13 protein-coding genes and 1 tRNA gene are annotated in these 19,320 nt (G+C 66.2%); 3 read left to right on the top strand and 11 right to left on the bottom strand.

The window, feature by feature from the left end; translation table 11 throughout:
* Window positions 1-8 precede the first annotated feature (8 nt).
* The 3 genes from ACZ5AC_RS08100 to hypF all read right to left on the bottom strand — a co-directional run bounded on the left by ACZ5AC_RS08100 (window position 9) and on the right by hypF (window position 7,888).
* Window positions 9-3,560: an FAD-binding and (Fe-S)-binding domain-containing protein gene (locus tag ACZ5AC_RS08100; RefSeq protein WP_464250437.1), complete on the bottom strand. Its 3,552-nt coding sequence runs from the start codon at window positions 3,558-3,560 to the stop codon at window positions 9-11.
* 180 nt (window positions 3,561-3,740) lie between these two features.
* Entirely contained in the window at window positions 3,741-5,573 is a 1,833-nt protein-coding gene (gene sppA / locus ACZ5AC_RS08095) for a signal peptide peptidase SppA (protein WP_464250436.1), read from the bottom strand.
* Between the two features lie 5 nt (window positions 5,574-5,578).
* Window positions 5,579-7,888: a carbamoyltransferase HypF gene (gene hypF, locus ACZ5AC_RS08090; RefSeq protein ID WP_464250435.1), complete on the bottom strand. Its 2,310-nt coding sequence runs from the start codon at window positions 7,886-7,888 to the stop codon at window positions 5,579-5,581.
* A gap of 193 nt (window positions 7,889-8,081) precedes the next feature.
* Between hypF and ACZ5AC_RS08085 the strand changes: the two genes are divergently transcribed.
* Window positions 8,082-9,179, top strand: coding sequence for a sensor histidine kinase (locus tag ACZ5AC_RS08085; protein ID WP_464250434.1), 1,098 nt, complete (start codon window positions 8,082-8,084; stop codon window positions 9,177-9,179).
* 24 nt (window positions 9,180-9,203) lie between these two features.
* Here the strand turns inward: ACZ5AC_RS08085 and ACZ5AC_RS08080 are convergent, their stop codons facing one another.
* Complete coding sequence (locus ACZ5AC_RS08080) at window positions 9,204-10,118, bottom strand: DUF362 domain-containing protein (RefSeq protein ID WP_464250433.1); 915 nt, start codon at window positions 10,116-10,118, stop codon at window positions 9,204-9,206.
* Window positions 10,111-10,944 carry a rhodanese-like domain-containing protein gene (locus tag ACZ5AC_RS08075; protein ID WP_464250432.1) on the bottom strand — a complete coding sequence of 278 codons (834 nt, stop codon included), beginning with the start codon at window positions 10,942-10,944 and terminating at the stop codon, window positions 10,111-10,113. Before ACZ5AC_RS08075 ends, ACZ5AC_RS08080 begins: the two co-directional genes overlap by 8 nt.
* A 242-nt stretch (window positions 10,945-11,186) precedes the next feature.
* Between ACZ5AC_RS08075 and ACZ5AC_RS08070 the strand changes: the two genes are divergently transcribed.
* On the top strand, window positions 11,187-12,596 hold the full coding sequence (locus ACZ5AC_RS08070) for a mannose-1-phosphate guanylyltransferase/mannose-6-phosphate isomerase (RefSeq protein ID WP_464250431.1): 1,410 nt from the start codon (window positions 11,187-11,189) through the stop codon (window positions 12,594-12,596).
* Window positions 12,597-12,670: 74 nt separating this feature from the next.
* Here the strand turns inward: ACZ5AC_RS08070 and ylqF are convergent, their stop codons facing one another.
* From ylqF to ACZ5AC_RS08040, 6 genes are all read right to left on the bottom strand, one after another.
* Window positions 12,671-13,510: a ribosome biogenesis GTPase YlqF gene (gene ylqF / locus ACZ5AC_RS08065; protein ID WP_464250430.1), complete on the bottom strand. Its 840-nt coding sequence runs from the start codon at window positions 13,508-13,510 to the stop codon at window positions 12,671-12,673.
* Window position 13,511: 1 nt separating this feature from the next.
* Window positions 13,512-15,593, bottom strand: a complete 2,082-nt coding sequence (locus tag ACZ5AC_RS08060; RefSeq protein WP_464250429.1) for a M3 family metallopeptidase — start codon at window positions 15,591-15,593, stop codon at window positions 13,512-13,514.
* 236 nt (window positions 15,594-15,829) lie between these two features.
* Window positions 15,830-16,486: a hypothetical protein gene (locus ACZ5AC_RS08055; RefSeq protein WP_464250428.1), complete on the bottom strand. Its 657-nt coding sequence runs from the start codon at window positions 16,484-16,486 to the stop codon at window positions 15,830-15,832.
* 68 nt (window positions 16,487-16,554) lie between these two features.
* The gene (locus tag ACZ5AC_RS08050; protein ID WP_464250427.1) at window positions 16,555-17,568 is read right to left on the bottom strand and encodes a tryptophan--tRNA ligase; all 1,014 of its coding nucleotides are present in this window, start codon (window positions 17,566-17,568) and stop codon (window positions 16,555-16,557) included.
* Window positions 17,569-17,579: 11 nt separating this feature from the next.
* Complete coding sequence (locus ACZ5AC_RS08045; protein WP_464250426.1) at window positions 17,580-18,230, bottom strand: site-2 protease family protein; 651 nt, start codon at window positions 18,228-18,230, stop codon at window positions 17,580-17,582.
* A 44-nt stretch (window positions 18,231-18,274) separates the two neighbouring features.
* Window positions 18,275-18,841: a UbiX family flavin prenyltransferase gene (locus tag ACZ5AC_RS08040; protein ID WP_464250425.1), complete on the bottom strand. Its 567-nt coding sequence runs from the start codon at window positions 18,839-18,841 to the stop codon at window positions 18,275-18,277.
* A 96-nt stretch (window positions 18,842-18,937) separates the two neighbouring features.
* Here ACZ5AC_RS08040 and ACZ5AC_RS08035 point away from each other — a divergent pair.
* Window positions 18,938-19,014 (top strand) — tRNA-Arg (locus ACZ5AC_RS08035).
* Window positions 19,015-19,320: the final 306 nt, after the last annotated feature.

Raw genomic sequence — 19,320 nt, 5'->3', positions numbered from 1 at the left:
CGGGTCCGTCAGGCCGTGGCCGTCACGATCTGCACGCCGGCCTGGGCCTCGGACTTGGCCAGCTGCTTGTGGAACTCCTTGCGCCAGTTCTCCCCGTGCCGCAAGCGGGCCAGGTATTCCAGGGTATGCAGCACGTCGCGGTCGGCACCCATGTCCAGGAGCGTCCTCTGGATGCCGATCTTGCACGACGGACAGCCGACGATGATCGGGCCGTCGGCCTGGTAGGCCGCGAGGTCCGCCGAGAGCTGCTCCTTCTTGCGCGCCCGCAGGCGGTTGTAGATCCGGGGCGATGTCAGGGCTCCGAGGCCGGATTCGCCGCAGCAGTGGGGCGAGATCGAAACCTGGGCCCCCACCAGCTTGCCCACTTCGCGAGCGTAGATTTCCCCGGCCTTCAGCGGCGGGACCCCGGTCCACTCGTGGTGGCAGGCCGCGTGGTAGAGTAGGCGCTCCGGTCCCTGGCCGAAGCCCGCCTTGGAGTTCTGGATGATGTACTGCACCACGTCCATGTGCTCCACCTGGCGTGTTTCCAGGGATTTGAGGCGGTAGTCCTTGATGCCTTCGCGGCAGGTGCCGCACGAGGTCAGCACGGCCTTGACGGCGAAGCCCGCGGTTTCGGCCTGCCGGATCAGGTTTTCGAGGACCTTCTGGTTCTCCTTGCCCATGCGCTCGAACTGGTCCCGGCAGCCCGAGGCCAGCAGCGGGTAGCCGCAGCACAGGTGGTCCGGCGGCAGGACCACGCTCACGCCGGCGTCGAGGAGCAGGCGAACGGCGGCCATGCCTATGGAGCGGTAGAAGAGGCTCGCGCCGCAGCCCGGGAAGTAGATCACGGCGCGCTTGCTGGGCGCGTCCTTGGCGGAGATGATGTTGCCCTTGGCGAGGTGCAGGCCTTCCTTGAGGTTCTTGAACTGGGTGGAAGGCCCCTTGCCGCGCAGCAACGGGCTGTCGAGACGCTCGCGCCACTTCGCCGGCAGCAGGTTCACGGCCCGGTTGCCGAGCTCCTGGCCGATGCCGGCGATCTTGGCCACCTTGGGCAGGGTGGCCTGCGGGTCCTGGCTCAGGAGGTTCAGCACGCGGTTCTTGAAGGGGTGCCCGCCCGCGCCCTTTTCCTCCAGGTAGGCGCGCATCTGCAGCGTCACGTCCTGGGTGCGGATCTTGACCGGGCAGATGGCGTAGCATTTGCCGCAGGCCGTGCAGTGCTCCAGGATCTTGCGCAGTTCGCCCAGGAGCTGGGTCTGGGGCTCGCCGTTCTGCAGCTGGGAATAGTAGATGGCCTCCACCAGGGCGCCGAGGGTGATGTTCTTGTTGCGCGGGTGGAAGAGCAGCCCCTTCTGGGGCAGGTACATGGGGCAGACCTGCTTGCACTTGCCGCAGCGGGTGCAGGTCTGCACGTTCAGCAGCAGGTTGATGAGGCTCTCCTTGCCCGGGAGCGCCGTCTTGTTGATGTCCTTGATGAGGCGGTTGAAGGAGAAGGTGTAGGGCACCACCACCAGGTCGCGCTGGGTCAGCTTGCCGGGGTTGAAGATGTTGTTGGGGTCGACCTTCTTCTTGTAGGCGCGCAGGGCCGCGATCTTCTCCTCGGCCAAAAAGCCGATCTTGGTGATGCCGATGCCGTGCTCGCCAGAGACCTGACCCTTGAATTCCAGGACCTTGTGGAAAATCTTCTCCACGGCCTCCTCGGCCAGGGCCAGCATGCGCGGGTCGTTGGAGTTGACGGGCAGGTTGACGTGGCAGTTGCCGTCGCCGGCGTGCATGTGGTTGGCGATGACGACGCGCGTGTTCTGCATGTTCTCGAAGATCTTGGACAATTCCTCGTGCAGCTTGGGGTACTTGCCCTTGAGGTGCTGGAAGAAGAAGGACGTCTGCAGCTGCAGTTCCTGCTCGGGCAGCTCGTCCTTGCGGGTCTTGCCCTTGATGATGGACGAGGCCACGTCCATCTCCATGCGCACGAACTCGTCGTCGACCTCGATTCCCGGCAGCGCCTGCACCTGGCGCAGGGCCTCGCGGTAGGCGATGGCCAGGTAATAGAGGTTCTGCTCCTCCAGGAAGTCCGAGAAATCCGGGATGACCTCCAAGGGGATGACGATGTCCTCGTTGAGCTTGAAGCCGCTGGTGCGCTTGGAGATGGCCGAGAGCTGGTGGCGGTCGTGCCAGAAAACTTCGGCCTCGCGCTCGTCGGCGGCCACGAAGCTGTCGACGTTGTCGTAGTTCGCGCAGATGTCCGTGATGCGGCGCACGGCGTCGAACACGGCCTCCTCGTCGGTGGAGTCGAGCTGGATGATGAGTACCGAGATGGGGATGCCGTCGAACTTCTGGGACTTCTTGGAGTACTCGATGGCTTGGACGTACTTGATGCCGAACTCCTCCAGGGCCGAGAGCTTGACCAGGTCGCCCTGGGTGCGGATCTCGTCGCGCAGGGCCACGATGTCCTTGATGACGTACATGGCGTTGCGCATGGAATTGCCGTAGAATTCCAGACACATGACGCGCGAGTGGGGCAGGATGGGGTGCAGGGTGAAGGTGGCCTCGGTGATGACGCCGTCCACGCCCTCCTTCTGCACGCCGGGCAGGCCGCCCAGAAACTTGTTGGTCACGTCCTTGCCCAGGGCCGTGCCGCGGATCTCGTCGCCCTTGAGGGTCAGAAGCTCCTTGCGGTTGCCGAATTCGTCGAGGATTTCGTATGTGGCGGCCTCATCGGGCATGATCTTGTGCCAGGGGTGGTCCACCCGCCTGACCTGGACCAGTTCGCCCGTGGGCAGGACCATCTTGTAGGACAGGAGGTTGTCGAGCGTCGTGCCGTACTCGAAGGCGAAGGGGCCGCCGGCGTTCTCCGAGACGTTGCCGCCGATGGACGAGGCCGCCTTGGAGGCCGGGTCCACGGTGAAGAGCATGCCCTTGGCCGCCGCGGCCTGGATGGCGTTCAGGGTGATGACGCCGGACTGCAGGGTGATGGTCCGGCCCTGGACGTCGATGTCCATGATCTCTTTCAGGCGGCTCAGGCTCAGGATCACGCTGCGCGGCTTGGCCGGCACGGCGCCGCCCGTGAGTCCCGAGCCCCCGCCGCGGGGCACGATGGGGAAGCCCATCTCGTTGGCCAGGCGGATGATGCCCTGGATCTGGGCCGTGTTCTCGGGGAAGACCACCAGGGCCGGCAGCTCCATGCGCAGGTCCGTGGCGTCGGTGGAGCACTCGATGAGGTTGTTGGCCGCGGTGACGATCTGCTCCTTGTCCAGGATTTTGGACAGGCGCTCCACGAGTGCCGCCCTGAACTTCTGGTCGGCTTCCCAGTTCTGCCAGAAGCGCTCCAGGCAGCCCGAGAGCTCGCGGAAGTATTCCGGCGACAGGGCGGCGCGCTCGGCCTGCAGCCGGGCGTTCACGCTCTGGCGGACATCCTTGGGCGGGATGAACGGGTTGTAGCGGATGATGAACAGCTCTTCTGCCAGGTCCAGGGCCAGCTGCTGCAGGTATTCGGGCCAGGTCTGGAACTCTTCGAGAGGAAGTCCGAGGACGCGTTTGACCAGGCGTTCGGGGGCGAGGGATATATGTGGTCCTTTCTGGGGCATGGCGGTATCCGTTGGTCTGGCCTGAGTGAGGGCCGTTGGTGAAGATGCGAAGCGGCGGAAGGGCGTCCGCGGTCACGAAAAAAGATAATTTTTAATCGCAAGGCAGGGGGTTGGCAAGGCGAAAAGGCTGGGGGGGCCGGGAATGCCCGCCCGGCGCGGTGCGCCGGGCGGGGGTGCGGGTCAGAACGAGGACGCCTCGCATTCGAGGCTGCGGGCGTAGATGTGGCCCGGGTCGGTCATGGTGTCCAGCAGCCCGGCCTGGGCCCGGGCCATGGCCATGAGCTTGTGCAGGGTCGGGGACTGGGGGGCGAGGAGGGCCTGGCCCGAAGAGAAGAAGGCCTGCATGAATTTTTCCTTGGCCGTGGGTTCCCGGCGCAACTCCTTGCTTTCGACGGCGGTCAGCCCGGCCAGCGTGCCGGCGGTCTTGACGGCCTCGTCCAGGTCGCCGAGCTGGTCCACGAGCCTGGCCTCCTGGGCCACCTGCCCGAGGAAGACCCTGCCTTGGGCCATCTTCTCGACGTCCTCGGGGGCCATGCGGCGTCCGTTGGCCACGCGGCTGACGAAGAGGTCATAGCCGAACTTGAGGAGGTGTCCGACGGAGGCCTCGACCTTGGGCGACAGGGGGCGCAGCGGGTTGCCCAGGTCGGCCAGGGAGGTGGTGCCGATGCCGTCGCTCGTTATGCCCAAAGAACCGGCCGCGTTCTCGAAGGTCGGGAAGGCGGCGAAGATGCCGATGGAGCCCGTCAGGGTCGTGGGCGCGGCCACGATGCGGTTGGCGCCCGAGGCGATCCAGTAGGCGCCGGACGCGGCCACGCTGCCCATGGACACGACCACGGGCTTGCCCGCTTCCTGGGTGCGCGCGATCTCGTGGTGGATTTCCTCGGAGGCCGCGGCGCTGCCGCCGGGGCTGTCCAGGCGCAGGACCACGGCCACCACGGAGGAGTCCTGCCGGGCCTGCCGGAACAGTTCCGCCACGGATTCGCTGCCCGTCATGCTTTCGGGCTGCTTGCCGGGCATGATGGGGCCGCGGGCGCGGATGATGCCGACGAGTTCCTTGGCCTTGGGGGCCTGGGCCGCCGTCATGGCGATGTAGTCGCGGAAGGGGACCCGGTGCATGTCCTGGGACTTCAGGCCGGTCTTGCCTTCGAGGAACTGGTCGAACTGGTCGCCCGTGCGGATGTCGTCCACCAGCCTGGCCGTCACGGCCAGCTTGGCGGCGTCGCCCCCGGCGTCGCGCAGGCGGGTGTCGATGTTCTCGACGTAGGCCGTGACGTCTGCCGCGGTGACGCTGCGGTTCTTGCCCAGTTCCGTGAGGTAGGCCTGCCACAGGCCTTCGAGCCACTGGCGGCTGGACTCGCGCGCTTCGTAGGACATGGAGTCGCGCATGAAGGGTTCGGCCGCCGACTTGTAGTCGCCGACGCGGTAGACGTGGAAGTTGATGCGCAGCTTGTCCAGAAGGCCCTTGAAATAGACCTGGTACATGCCGAAGCCGTTGAGCATCACCCCGCCCAGGGGGTTCACGGAGACCGAGTCGGCGTAGGAGGCCAGGAGGTACTGTCCCTGAGTGTAGAACATGGCGTGGGCCAGGACGGGCTTGCCCGTTTCCTTGAAGTCCCGGATGGCCTTGCCGATGTCCATGAGCTTCGTCGTGTCGCAGCCCTGCAGGTCGCGGGGGTCGATGACCATGGCCTTGATGCGCGCGTCCGTTGCGGCCCTGCGGATGGCGTCGATGACGTCCTGGGCCTTGGTCTCGTCGGCCACGGCAGTTTCTCGTCCCAGCTTGAGGAAGGCCTCGGCCGGGTCGGGAGGCGTGGCCTCTTCCACGAGGGTGCCGGACGGGTTGAGGACCAGGACCGAATTGGAGTCCAGGGTCTCCTTGGTGTCGGAGAAGAAGGCCACCAGGAAGACGATGACGAGGACGATGAAAAAGATGTTGGCGAAGGCATTCCTGATGCCGGTCAGCACCTTCCAGATCACGCCGAGGATTTTGGTCAGACGGGAGAGTATATCCACGATGTTCACTCCTGTTGTTGTTGCAGCGCCAATCTTCCGTAGGCGGCCTGGCCGAGTGAGATGCATGCGTCGTTGGGGGGCAGGGCCTGGTGCGTGAGCACCGTGAGGCCTTCCCTTTCGAGCAGTCCAGGGAGGGCGGCGGCCAGCGTCAGGTTCTGCATGACCCCGCCGCTCAAGGCCACTGTGGAGCAGCCGCACTGCCCGGCCAGGCGGACGCAGAGCCCGGTCAGTCCGCCCATGAGCCCGAGATGGAAGCGTCTGCTGATCCTGGCCGGAGATTCGCCGTCACGCCACTGCGCATGGACCTGGGCGAAGAGCTTCAGTGTGTCGAGTTCCACGAGGCCGTCACGCTCGATCATGGGGCACGTATATCCGTCTTTTTCGCTTTTGTCTTGTATGGCTTCGAGGCGGATTGCGGCCTGTCCTTCGTAGGAGATGCGGTCGCAGACGCCGAGCATGGCCGCCACGGCGTCGAAGAGCCGCCCGCAGCTGGAGGACAGGGGGGAGTTCAGGCGGCGGTCGAGCATCTGGCCCACGACCCTGTCGGCGGCGGCGTGCTCCGCCAGCCACGGCCACGGTTTTCCGTCGTCGGCCTCGATGCCGAGGGCGTGCAGGAACGCCCGGGCCAGACGCCACGGCTCGCGGGCCGCGGCGTCGCCGCCGGGCAGCATGACCTGCGAGAAGCGCCCCAGGCGCACGTGCCGCAGTTCGCGCGTGTCCACCAGCAGCGCCTCGCCGCCCCATACGGTGCCGTCGTCGCCCAGGCCCGTGCCGTCCAGGGCCAGGCCGATGGCTGGCCCGACGTGGCGGTTTTCGGCCAGGACCGCGTGGATGTGGGCGTAGTGGTGCTGCAGGGGCAGGCAGGGCAGGCCCGAGGTGCGGGCGAACTCCGTGCTCATGAAGTCCGGGTGCAGGTCGTGGATCACGGCCGTGGGGCGGACCTGCAGGATGTCGGCCAGGTGGGCGGCGATCTCCCGGAAAAAACCGTAGGCTTTGAGGTTCTCGAGGTCGCCGATGTGCTGGGAGACGAAGGCCTGCCTGCCCTTGGTCAGGCAGAGGGTGTTCTTGAGCAGGGGGCCCGTGCCGAGGACGACGGGCCCGTCCTGGGCCAGGTCCACGGGCGCCGGGGTGAAGCCGCGCGCCCGGCGGATGAACTGGGGCGCGTCGCCCACGGCGCGGACCACGGAGTCGTCGCAGCGGATGAGGATGTCGCGGTCGTGCAGGAGGAATGCGTCGGCGATGGCCCCTAGCCTGCGCAGGGCCTCGCGGTTGCCCAGGCAGATGGGCTCGGAGCTCATGTTGCCCGAGGTCATGACCAAAGCCGCCGGTTCGGCCGACGATGCGGACAGCTCCTCGAAGAGCACGTGGTGCAGCGGCGTGTAGGGCAGCATGACGCCCAGAAAGTCCGTGTCCGGCGACAGCCCCGGCGCGAGTCCGGCGCCGCTGCGGCTCCGGGCCAGGACGATGGGCCGTTCGCGTCCCGTGAGGAGGATCTCCTCGCGCTCCGTGAGTTCGCACACGGCGCGGGCGGCTTCCAGGTCGCGGACCATGATCGCCAGCGGCTTGTCCCTGCGGTTCTTGCGCTGCCGCAGCAGGGCCACGGCCCCGCGGTTGCGGGCGTCGCAGGCCAGGTGGAACCCTCCCAGGCCCTTCATGGCCGCGATGCGGCCCGCCATGAGCAGTTCCGTCACGCCGCGGATGGCCGCGTCGTTCTCGGACATGGTCCGGCCTTCCCGGTCCGTCAGCCACAGCCTGGGGCCGCAGACAGGGCAGGCGTTGGGCTGGGCGTGGAAGCGGCGGTCCAGAGGGTCCTCGTATTCCGCAAGGCAGTCCGGGCACAGGGGGAAGCAGGCCATGGACGTGGTGGCGCGGTCGTAGGGGATGGAGCGGGTGATGGTGTAGCGCGGCCCGCAGTTGGTGCAGTTGGTGAACGCGTAGCGGTGGCGGCGGTTCGCCGGGTCGCGCAGGTCCGCGATGCAGTCGTCGCAGGTGGCCACGTCGGGGCTGATGAGCACCTGGTGGCCTGCGCCGCCCGTGCTCTTGAGGATGCGGAAACCTTCCTCGCCGGGGCTGGGGTCGACGGTTTCGCGCTCCCAGGTCACGATGCGGGCCAGGGGCGGGACGTTCGCGTTGAAGCCGGCCTCGAAGGCCTCGAGCCGCTCACTGTTGCCCTGGACCTCGATGAGCACCCCTTCGGGCGTGTTCAGGACCAGGCCGCTGACGCGGGCTTCCAGGGCGGCCTTGTAGACGAAGGGGCGGAAGCCGACTCCCTGCACCCCTCCGGTGATGATCCATTTCCAGCGTTCTGTGCGCATTGGGTATCCGATGTGTGCGTGATGCGCTCGTCGGGCGGCCGCGCTTGGCGGCTGTCCCCCGGCCGGGCGGGAAGCCTGGTTCATAGCCTCAAGGCCGCGCCGACCGCAACATTGACCTTTCCGGACCGTGTCCGTATGAAAGTGAGCCCTGAAAAATCATCCAAGTCGTTTCCCCGACAAGGAAAACCCGATTATGCACAACTACGCCGACCTGCATGAACGGTTCATGCGCGCCGGACATCTGGCACATATCCTCGATGAATCCCATGCCCTGATCATCGTTCTCGATGCCGAGCGCAGGCTTGTCCACTGCTCCAAGGCCGTGCTCGACCTCGTCGGCGCGGCCCGTCCCGATGAACTTTGGGGGCTGCGGCCGGGGGACTTCCTGCGCTGCGCCAACGCCGGCGAGGCCGGTTGCGGCGCCGGCTCCCTGTGCGGGGAGTGCGGCGCGCTCCTGTGTATCCGGGACGGCCTGGACGGGCTTGCGGGTGAATCGGAATGCTCCCTGACCCTCCTGTCGCAGGACCACCTGCAGGCCCGCGAATTCAGGATCAGGGCCATCCCCGTGTCCCTGGACGGCCAGGCCTTCGTGGCCGTCTCCCTGCACGACTGGACCCACGAGAAGCGCTGCCGCTCCCTGGAGCAGGTCTTCCTGCACGACATCCTGAACACCGTGGGCGCGGTCAAGGGCATCCTCCACTTCCTGCGCTCGGACATGACCGGCGACAACCGGGAGCTCCTGGACACCATCCTGCCGTATTTCGACCTCTGCGTGGACGAGATCTCCGCCCAGCAGAAGCTCCTGGCCGCCGAGAACAACGAACTGCAGCTCAGCCTGGAGCGCTTCTCCCTGGGTCAGCTCCTGCAGGGACTGGCCAACATCCATTCCCAGCACGCCCTGGGCAAGGGCAAGGACATCGTGGTCGAGATGGAGACTTCGGCCGACGAAGTCATCTCCGACCGCACCATCGTGCACCGCATGTGCATGAACCTGCTCAAGAACGCCCTGGAGGCCACCCCCGAAGGCGGGGCGGTGCGCATGCGGGGCAGCGTCGGGCCGGAAGCGTTCCATGTTTCCGTCCACAACCCCGGCGCCATGGCCGATGACGTGCAGCGCCATCTCTTCCGCCGCTCCTTCTCCACCAAGGGACACGGGCGGGGCCTGGGCGTCTACAGCGTGCACCTTCTCTGCACCAATTACCTGCAGGGCCGGGTCTGGTTCGAAACGGGCGAGACCGGCACGACCTTCCATCTGCGCATCCCCCAGGGGCAGGACCTGCAGCAGGCCTGACGGGCCCCGGGTTGCAGCGTCCCCCTAGACACCGCCGCGGCGCGACAGCCAAGCGCGGCGTATGAGGCTCTTCAGCAGGACATCGGGCCTGAAGGACTCCGGCTTGAGGCTTTGCGGGAGTTCGAAGCCCGTGGCGTCGAAATCTCCCGGACACAGACGCGGAAAATTCAGTTCATCGGACCTCGACCCGGGCAAACGCGAACGCTCGCAGGCCCGCCAGACCGGAAAGGACGCGGGCGGCGCCGCGAGCACCATGGCGCTGGCGGTGTCCAGGGCCACGGGGTTCGCGCTGGCTGCGAGAAGCCCGAGGGGGAACGGGTCGCCGACGATGGGGCCCGTCCGGTGCATGGCTTCCACGCCGTCCATGAGGCTGACCACGGGCGGCAGGACATTCATGAGCCCGCAGATCATGTCCGCGAAGCGTCCGCCCTTGTCCCCGTGCACGGCGTGCAGCCAGGCCTTGCTCACGCCCGTGACGCACCCGAAGAGGTTCTTGACCGCGCCGCTGAAGCGCATCTGCGAATGGGCCTTGAACTTGGGCAGGTTCAGGATGAGGTCGGCTTCCAGGGCGTCGGATGAGACCGGCACGCGCACGGACCCGCTCGGCACCTTCACGCCGCGGCCGAGGGTAACGACGGGCACGCCCAGGGGACGCAGCATTTCCGGCAGGCCGATGGCCGAGGCGATGGCCTGGGCCGTGCCGAAGGCGGGGGAGTCCCCGACGGTGACGTGTGCCCCGCGATCCACGCAGTACCGGGCCGCCGCGGCGATGACCGACGCGTGGGTGCAGCACAGGGGGGCGCCCTTCAGGGCCACGAAATTGGGCTTGATCAGCAGGCGGATGCCGGAGATGTCGGGCAGGACCCGATCCAGGAGCAGAGGGACGGTCTCGGGGGCCAGGGAATAGTCCCGGGCCCGCTCCATGAGGACGTCAGTCACCGAAGGCCTTGTTCAGGGCCTTGGAGATGACCCGCACGTGCGCCTTCTCCTGTTCGGCCAGGAGCAGGTAGGTCTTCACGGCTTCGGGGTCTGTGTCGCGTTTGGCCAGGCCGCGGTAGAGGTCGTAGGCGTAGTATTCGATCTCGCAGGCCAGTTCCAGCAGACGCAGCGTGCGGTCTTCGGGATTCCTGCCCAGGCGGGCCATCCAGGCCGAGATGGGCTTGCCGCCCTCCATGATCTTGCCGTCGAGTCGTTCGAAGAGCGCTTCGAAGGACTCCGCGGCAGGGGCCGGGCGGTGCTTGGACCAGTAGGTGAAGATGCTCCTGGCGTGCGTTTCCTCCATGCCGCCCAGGTCCTTGACCATGTCGCCGAGTTCCGTGCCGGCGTACTCCTGGGAGAGATCCTGGTAGAAGAGCCAAGCGCCCTTTTCCATGTTCATGGCCCGGAAGAGCGTCTGGGCAAGCGGCATGTCCCTTGGGAAGAGTTCGAGGTGCGGGATGTCCTTGAGCTCCTTGCCTTCCCAGCCGGCGATGCCGCCCACGAGGTTGTAGATCCGGCCCTGCCTCGGTCCGATGTCCTTGATCAGGGCCGCGGCCACGGCGGACCTGCCGCCCGAGCGGCAGTAGAGGATGAGGTTCTGCTCGCTGTCCAGTTCGCCGATGCGGTTCTCGATCTCGGGCAGGGGGATGAGCTGGGCGCCGGGGATGTGCCCTTCCGAGTACTCCCGGGGTTGCCGCACGTCGATGAGCAGGTAGTTGCGTTCCCTGGTCTTGGTGCGGAATTCCTCCAACTCGTCCGGGAAGATATTGATCACGTTCCTGCTCATTGCCGCCTCGTATGTGGCCAAAGTTGATCGATGACCTCCTCTTACGGCAAAGATTCGCATAAATCCAGTGGCCTGCGGATGGGCTCCCGGCGGGGCCGGGTGGCGTCATGGGCGGGGGACGCGGCGAAATGTGGTTTGATTTTCTCATGATCTGGGATAGATGGTTGCCGTTTGCGTCGCGGCCCCCCGCGACCGCGTCCGGTTTCGCCCGGCGCTTCAGTCACGTCTTCCCGGAGTATCGCATGATCATACCCGTCATACTGGCCGGCGGTTCCGGCACCAGGCTCTGGCCCCTGTCGCGCAAGCTTTACCCCAAACAGCTTCTGCCCTTGGTGGACAGCAACACGCTGGTCCAGAACACCCTTTCGCGGCTGGACGGGCTGGCTGACCTGGCCGATCCCCTCATCATCTGCAACGAGGACCACCGTTTCATCATCGCCGAGCAGATGCGGGCCATGGGCGCGACCCCGGACGCCATCATCCTCGAACCCGCGGGTCGCAACACCGCCCCGGCCGTGGCCGTGGCCGCCCTGCGCGCCCTGGAGAAGGACCCGGACGGGGTGCTCCTGATCCTGCCGGCCGACCACCTCATCGCCGAGCCGGCCCGATTCCACGAAGCCGTGAACGAGGCCGCGGTCCATGCGGCCAAGGGGCATCTGGTCACCTTTGGCATCGTGCCCACGGCCCCGGAGACGGGCTACGGCTACATCCTGCAGGGCGCCCCCCTGGAAGAGGGTACGGCCAGGGCCATCGAGCGCTTCGTCGAGAAGCCCGACCTGCCCACGGCCGAGAGCTACGTGGCCACGGGCGAGTATTTCTGGAACTCCGGCATGTTCCTCTTCCGCGCCGACACGGTCCTGGCGGAACTGGAGCGTTTCGCCCCCGCCATCGTCCGGGCCTGCCGCAAATCCCTGGCCAAGGCCTCCCGGGATCTGGACTTCCTGCGCCTGGACCGGGCCGCCTTCGAGGTCTGTCCCGAGGACTCCGTGGACTACGCCGTCATGGAGCAGACGGACAAGGGCGCCATGGTGCCCCTGTCGTGCGGCTGGAACGACCTGGGTTCGTGGGAGGCCCTGTGGCAGGCGGGGAGCAAGGACGAGAGCGGCAACGTGACCAGGGGCGACGTGGTGACCTGCGACGTCCACGACTCGTACCTGCACGCCGAGACGCGCCTGCTGGCGGCCGTGGGGCTGCGCAACCACATCGTGGTCGAGACCGCGGACGCCGTGCTCATCTCGCCGCGGGACCGGGTGCAGGAGGTCAAGAAGATCGTGGACAAGCTCAAGGCCGAAAACCGCATCGAGGCCGTGGCCCACAAGAAGGTCTTCCGCCCCTGGGGGCACTACGAGTCCATCGGCGACGGCGCGCGCTACCAGGTCAAGCGCATCACGGTCTCGCCTGGGCACGTCCTGTCCCTGCAGAAGCACTTCCACCGCGCCGAGCACTGGGTCGTGGTCCAGGGTACGGCCGTCGTGACGCGGAACGACGAGGAAATCCTGCTGCGCGAAAACGAGTCGGTCTACCTGCCCCTGGGCGCGGTGCACCGCCTGGCCAACCCGGGCAAGATTCCGCTGGAACTGATTGAGGTTCAGGTGGGCAGCTACCTGGGAGAGGACGATATAGTGCGGTTTGAGGATGTCTACGGGCGTTAAACCAAGTGCTCTTCATGGGTCCTATAGGTCCTATGCGTCCTATAGGACCTATAAATTCTTCCCCCCGATAAAGGTCACCCCTTCCGCCCCGCCGGAGGCGTCTGCAGGCTGATGCGCCCAATCTGCCCCGCCCGCAGTTCGTTCAGCAGGATGCCGGCGGCCTTGGTCAGGTCGACTTCGCCGCCCTTGACCAGGCAGCCGCGCTTGCGGCCCACGGCTTCCAGCAGTTCCAGCCCCCCGGCGGGCAGTTCCGTCAGCTTGTAGCGGGCCCGCAGCAGTTCCGGGTATTCGCGCAGCAGGTAGACGCCCGCGCGGGCGGCCACCTCGGCGTTGTCCATGGCCGTCTCGCGCACGGCGCCGCTGGCGGCCAGCATGTAGGAGGCCTCTTCGTTCTCGATCTTGGGCCAGAGCACGCCGGGGGTGTCGTAGATGGTCAGCTCGTCGCCGATGTGCACGCGCTTCTGCTTGGTGGTGATGGCCGCCTGGTTGGCGGCGCGGGCCACCCGGCGGCCGACGAGAGCGTTCATGAGGGTGGACTTCCCGACGTTGGGGATGCCGACGATGAGGCAGTTCACTGGCTGCATGATGAAATTGCGCGGCGGGACCATGCCGGGCAGCACGGCCAGGATACGCTTTGCGTCCTTGGCCGAGGTGCCGACGATCTCCATGGGCACGGCGCCCTGCGTGCGGTAGAAGTCCATCCAGGCCTCGGTCACGGCCGGGTCGGCCAGGTCGCTCTTGTTCAGGACCTTGAGGCAGGGGCGGCCGCCGCGCAACTCGCGCAGCAGGGGGTTTTCGCTGTAGCCCGGCAGGCGGGCGTCCAGAACCTCGATGACCACGTCGACCTTGGCCATGACGGTCGCGATCTGTTTGCGGGCCCGGTGCATGTGGCCCGGGAACCATTGGACGGACATGTCAGCTCCTCCCGCCGGGCAGCAGTCCTTCCTGGCGCAGCAGGGCCTGCGGGTCGGGTTCGCGGCCGCGAAAGAGTCGGAAGACGTCCATGGGGTGGCGGCTGCCGCCCAGGGCCAGGACCGTGTCGCGGAAGCGCCGGCCCAGGGCCCTGCGCGCGTCCGGATCGTCCAGCCCGGCTTCCTCGAAGGCCCCGAAGGCGTCGGCGCTCAGCACCTCGGCCCACTTGTAGCTGTAGTAGCCCGCGGCGTACCCGCCGGAGAAGATGTGCGAGAAGGAGCACAGGAAGCGGTCCTCGGGCAGGGGCGGCAGGGGCAGGATATCCTGGGCGATGGCCTGGGCGACGGCCAGCGGGTCGAGACCCTCGGGGTCGGCCGTGTGCAGGGCCAGGTCCGTCAGGGCGAAGGAGACCTGGCGCAGGGCGTTGGAGCCGGCGCGGAAGGTGCGGGCGCCGAGCAGCTTGTCCGTCATGTCCTCGGGCATGGGCTCGCCGGTCAGGTAGTGCCTCGCCAGGCCGGCCAGGGTGGGGCGGTGGTAGCACCAGTTCTCCATGAACTGGCTGGCCAGTTCCACGGCGTCCCACTCGACGTTGGAGATGCCGGCCACGAAGCCGTGCCGGACCGTGGTCAGCATGTGCTGCAGGGCGTGACCGAACTCGTGGAAAAGGGTCGTGACCTCCTGGAAGCTCATCAGGGACGGGGCCCCGTCCAGGCCGGGACGCTGGTTGCAGTTTACGTAGGCCACGGGCAGGCGGACATCGCATCCCGTTGCCGCGCAGACGGTGCTGCGGCCGCAGAGTTCGTCCATCCAGGCCCCGCCCCGCTTTTCCTCGGGCCGGGCGTAGGGGTCGAGGTAGAGCCCCGCGATTTCGAGGCCCCGGCCGTCCAGGACGCGGTAGAACGTCGCGTCGGGATGCCAGACGGGCACGCCATCGGCCGCCACAATGCGGACATCGAAGAGCTCGCCGATGCGCTCGAACAGCCCCGTCAGGACCGCCGGCAGGGGGAAGTAGGGACGGACGAGGTCGTCGCGCAGCCCGAAGCGTTCCTCCTTGAGGCGCTCGGTCCAGAACATGACATCCCAGGGCTGGATTTCCTCGTGCTGGCCGCGCTCGCGGGCCAGGTCGCCCAGTTCGATGAGGTCGCCCAGACCCGGGTCCGTGGCCGCGTCGCGGATGGTGTGCAGGAGGGCCTCGATGCCCGCCGTGTCCGGGGCCATCTTGCGGGCCAGGCTCATGGCCGCGAAATTCCCGAAACCGAGCATTCCGGCCTGCTCCCGGCGCAGGGCGAGGATGCGCAGGATGAGCGGGAGGTTGTCGTTCTCGCCCGAGGAGGCCCGGGTGATGTAGGCCCGGTAGACCTCCTCGCGCAGGTCGCGGCGCGAGGAGTGCTGCATGAAGGACAGGAAGGACGGCAGGTCCAGGGTCACGGCCCACGGGCCGGCTTCGGCCGTGGCGCCTTCGTGGCCGCGGGCCCTGGCCTTGCCCGCGGCCAGGCTCAGGGAGTCCGCGGGCAGGCCGGCGACGTCGTCCGGGCTGGTCAGGACGAGGGCGTAGGCCTGGGTGGCGTCGAGGACGTTGTTGGTGAAGCGGGTGGACAGCTCGGCAAGTTCCTGGCTGATGGCGTTGAACCGCTCGCGGGCCTCGGCTTCGAGGCCCACACCCTGCAGCGCCGCGTCGCGGGCCAGGAGGGTGATGGTGCGCTGCAGGGCCAGGCTGAAGGTCTGATATTCGGGGCTTTGCAGCAGGGTTGTGAGGGCTTCGTACACCGGGCGGCTCTGGCCAAGGCGGCTCGAGAAATCCACCACCAGGGGCTGGGCCTCGGCGTAGGCCTTGCGCATGGCCGGGGAGTTTCTGACGTTGTGCAGGTGCGTGGCCAGGCCCCAGGCCCTGGAGACGCGGTCCGTGAGCCGTTCAAGGGGCACGAGAAGCCCGTGCCAAGTGGCCGGCAGCGAGGCTTCCAATATTTCAAGTTCCGCGGTGCTGCTCGCCACGGCCTCCTGGATGGCGGGGACGACATGGTCGGCGGTGATGGCGGGGAAGTCCGGGAAAATCTCCCAGTTCAGGATGGGGTTGTGCTCGGGCATGGCGGTCCTTGGCATAGGGATGTTTGTGACGTGTTCCGGTCTACAGAAAAGGGGAGGAGCGGACAAGGCGCATCGGTTGCGAGTCCTCGGGAGCCGGCCCCGTCGTCCCGGAAAGCGAGAGGCCCGGTTGCCCGGGCCCCTGGTCGTTCAAAAGTCATTGCTGACGGCGCGAACTCGTGGTGCGGGGCGCCGCAGGTTCCGCGCGTCCCACGGGGGGGCGCGCGTCGGACGTCCGCCTAGTTCTGGGCGTTCAGTTCGGTCTGCACCTGCTGGATGAGCTCCTTGGCCTTCATCAGCTTGTCCTGCTGCTCCGGGGACTGGAGCTGGCCGGACATGTAGGAGGTCTTCTGGCTCATCTCGTCCAGGATGCTGCTCATGAGGGCGGCGCGGGTCTTGGCGGGCAGGGTTTCGAGGTCCGCCACCTTGGATTCCATGGTGCCGACCTTGGTGTCGAGGGTGGCCACGGAGGTCTTGATGGAGGCCAGATCCTGGACCTGGGCCGTGAGGCTCTTGATGTTCTGGTTCAGGTTGAAATAGAAGCCCAGGAGCAGGATTACGGCCACCAGGGAGGCGAAGAGCGCCGCCTTGCTCATGTCCTTGCGCGGGGTTTCGGGGGCTGCCGCGGGCTCGGCGGTGGAAACATGCTCGTCATGCCCGGCGGACATGTCGGTCGGCTCCAGCTGGACCGGTTCGGCCTTGGCCTGGAGCAGTTCCTCCACTTCGTCATGGGTCATGGATTTTTCCCTGGTCAGTTCCCGGGCCAGACCGGCGAAATCCTCGTAGGACGTCACTTTGGCGGGTTTTCCGGCAGACTTGGGTTCCTTGACGACTTCGGTCAGCGCGGGCTTCTTGGCCTTGCGCTCCAGTTGCACGACTTTCTTGGCGGCTCCCATCGTATCCTCCGTCACGAACGAATAAAAATGCTTCTATACAAAGGCCGGTCCGAAGGCCAGCCCCGGTTTCAGGCCGTCAGGGTACGGATGCCCACGGACTTGCGGATGCGCTCCAGGAAGGGGCGGCTGTAGGCCCGGGCCTTCTCGGCGCCTTCCTTCAGCACCTTCTCGATGTATCCCGGGTTCTGCATGAGCTCGGCGTATTTCTCCCGCGGTTCGGCCAGCTGCGCGTTGACCACCTCGAAGAGATCCTGCTTGACGTACCCCCAGCCGATGCCGGCGGCGAACTTGGCGCGCATCTCCTCGACCTGGGCCGGCGTGGCGAAAGCCCGGAACATGTCGAACAGGGCGCAGCCCTCGGTCTCCTTGGGCTCTTCCGGGGCCTGCGAGTTGGTCACGATCTTCATGATCAGCTTGCGCAGGGTCTTCTCCGGGGCGAAGAGCGGGATGTAGTTGTCGTAGCTCTTGCTCATCTTGCGGCCGTCCAGGCCCGTCAGCACGGCCGTGGACTCGTCCACGCGGGCCTCGGGCAGGACGAAATGCTCGCCGAAATGGTGGTTGAAGCGCTGGGCGATGTCGCGGGTCATCTCCAGGTGCTGGATCTGGTCCTTGCCCACGGGCACGATGTTGGCGTTGAACATGAGGATGTCGGCGGCCATGAGGATGGGGTAGCAGTAGAGCCCCATGGTCACGCCCTTGTCCGGGTCGGGGCTGCCGTTGTCCTCGTTCTCCTGTACCGCGGCCTTGTAGGCGTGGGCGCGGTTCATGAGGCCCTTGGCCGTCATGCAGGTCAGAATCCAGGTCAGCTCCGGGATCTCCGGGATATCGGACTGGCAGTAGAAGGTGCTCTTGTCCGTGTCCAGGCCCAGGGCCAGCCAGGTGGCGGCCACTTCCAGGCGCGACTGGTGCACGCGCTCGGGGTCCTGGCATTTGATCAGGGAGTGGAAGTCGGCCAGGAAGTAGTAGGAGTTGACGTTTTCGTCTCGGCTGGCCTCGATGCAGGGGCGGATGGCGCCGACGTAGTTGCCGAGATGGGGCGTTCCGGAGGTGGTGATACCGGTCAGGACGGTCAGTTTCTTCATCGGTGAAAGCCTTAAAGCAGTGGTTTGATGATCATGTTTTGCACGAAGGCCGAGACAGGGGACAGGATCATGCCCAGTCCGCCGGTGATGGCCAGAAGAAGCAGGATGATGAAGCCGTATCGCTCGAGCTGCATGAACTTCATGGCCAGATGGCCGGGCAGCAGGCAGGCCAGGATCTTGCTGCCGTCCAGGGGCGGGATGGGCAGCAGGTTGAAGGTGCCGAGTATGGCGTTGATGAAGACGCCGGCCACGGCGATGTTGATCATGGGCCGCAGCACGTATTCGGCTGACTCGGCGGACGGTCCCTGGGCGAAGGCCAGGAGGATCTTGAGCACCAGGACGAAGAAGACCATGACCGCGAAGTTGGCCATGGGTCCGGCCAGGGACACGTAGAGCATGCCCTTGCGGTAGTCCTTGTAGTAGTTCGGGTTGATGGGCACGGGTTTGGCCCAGCCGATGAGCTGGGTCAGGACCAGGACCAGGGTGCCCACGGGGTCGAGGTGCTTGAGCGGGTTCAGGGTCAGTCGCCCGGCCAGCTTGGCCGTGGGGTCGCCCATGAGATAGGACACGTACCCGTGCGCGAATTCGTGGCAGGTGATGCCGAGGAAAAAGGGCAGGGCGATGATCGAAAAATGGTGCAGGGTCTGGCTTATGTCGAACATAGACTGCATCGGCTATCATCAAGCGCCCCGGCGGGCAACTCCTTTCAGCTCCAGCGGGCGTAGAGGTCGTGGGGGAGGGAGAGCTGCTCCATGATCCGGCCCGTGAACTGGGCCACCAGGGCTTCCACGGATTGCGGCCGGTGGTAGAAGCCCGGGCACGGCGGCATGATCACGGCCCCTGACCGGCGCGCGCGGAGCATGTTTTCGAGGTGGATGTCGTTCAGGGGAGTCTCGCGAGGCACGAGGACCAGGGTGCGACGCTCTTTGAGGCTCACGTCAGCGGCGCGGTGGATGAGGTTCGTGCCCACTCCCGTGGCGATGGCGGCCAGGCTGGCCATGGAGCAGGGGCAGACGACCATGCCCGAATGCTCCCAGGACCCGCTGGCCGGGCCGGCGGCGATGTTTTCGGGCTCGTGGATGACATGGAAGAACGCATCCAGCTCGGCCGGGTCCGCGCCCAGTTCGTGCCGGAACACCTGCCTGGCGGCGTCGGACACGATCCCGTGCAGTTCCACCCCCGGCGCACTGCGCAGGGCGCGGGCCAGACTGCGGGCATACTCCATGCCGCTGGCCCCGGTAACGGCCAGGACGATGCGTCGGGTGCTGCTCATGGTCTCTCCTCGTGATTCGGTTTGCGGACAATCGGGCTATCCCAGACGAGAAAGCTTGACAAGCCCGGGCCGTCTGCATAGGTAGTCTTTCCTCGTGCGCAATTAGCTCAGTTGGATAGAGCGTTAGCCTCCGGAGCTAAAGGCCGCAAGTTCGATTCTTGCATTGCGCACCATAAAGAAAACAAGGGCTTGGATGTAAAATCCAGGCCCTTTTTTCTTGCTGATTTTTGGTCTGCCCAACACTATGCCCAACAGGGCAGTCAACATTTCTATCATCTTTTGGGAAACGAAGTAGTTGGTGCTCCGGGATATGATGTGATGGCGCGGTTGGTACTACGCTCCGGATTAGACAGGTCGTTGTTCAGTGAATCCGCTCGAATCTGTTCGCCAAACTTGCGCGGCCTTGAATCGATTCTCAAGTCGGTATAATCTGGCTCTGTCCACGAATTTTATTGTCTTATCCTGCTCAGTCTGGCTTT

Source organism: Desulfomicrobium aestuarii, from assembly GCF_055385525.1.
The sequence above is the reverse complement of the archived record's forward strand: the minus strand, read 5'-3'. Positions and strand labels throughout refer to the sequence as shown.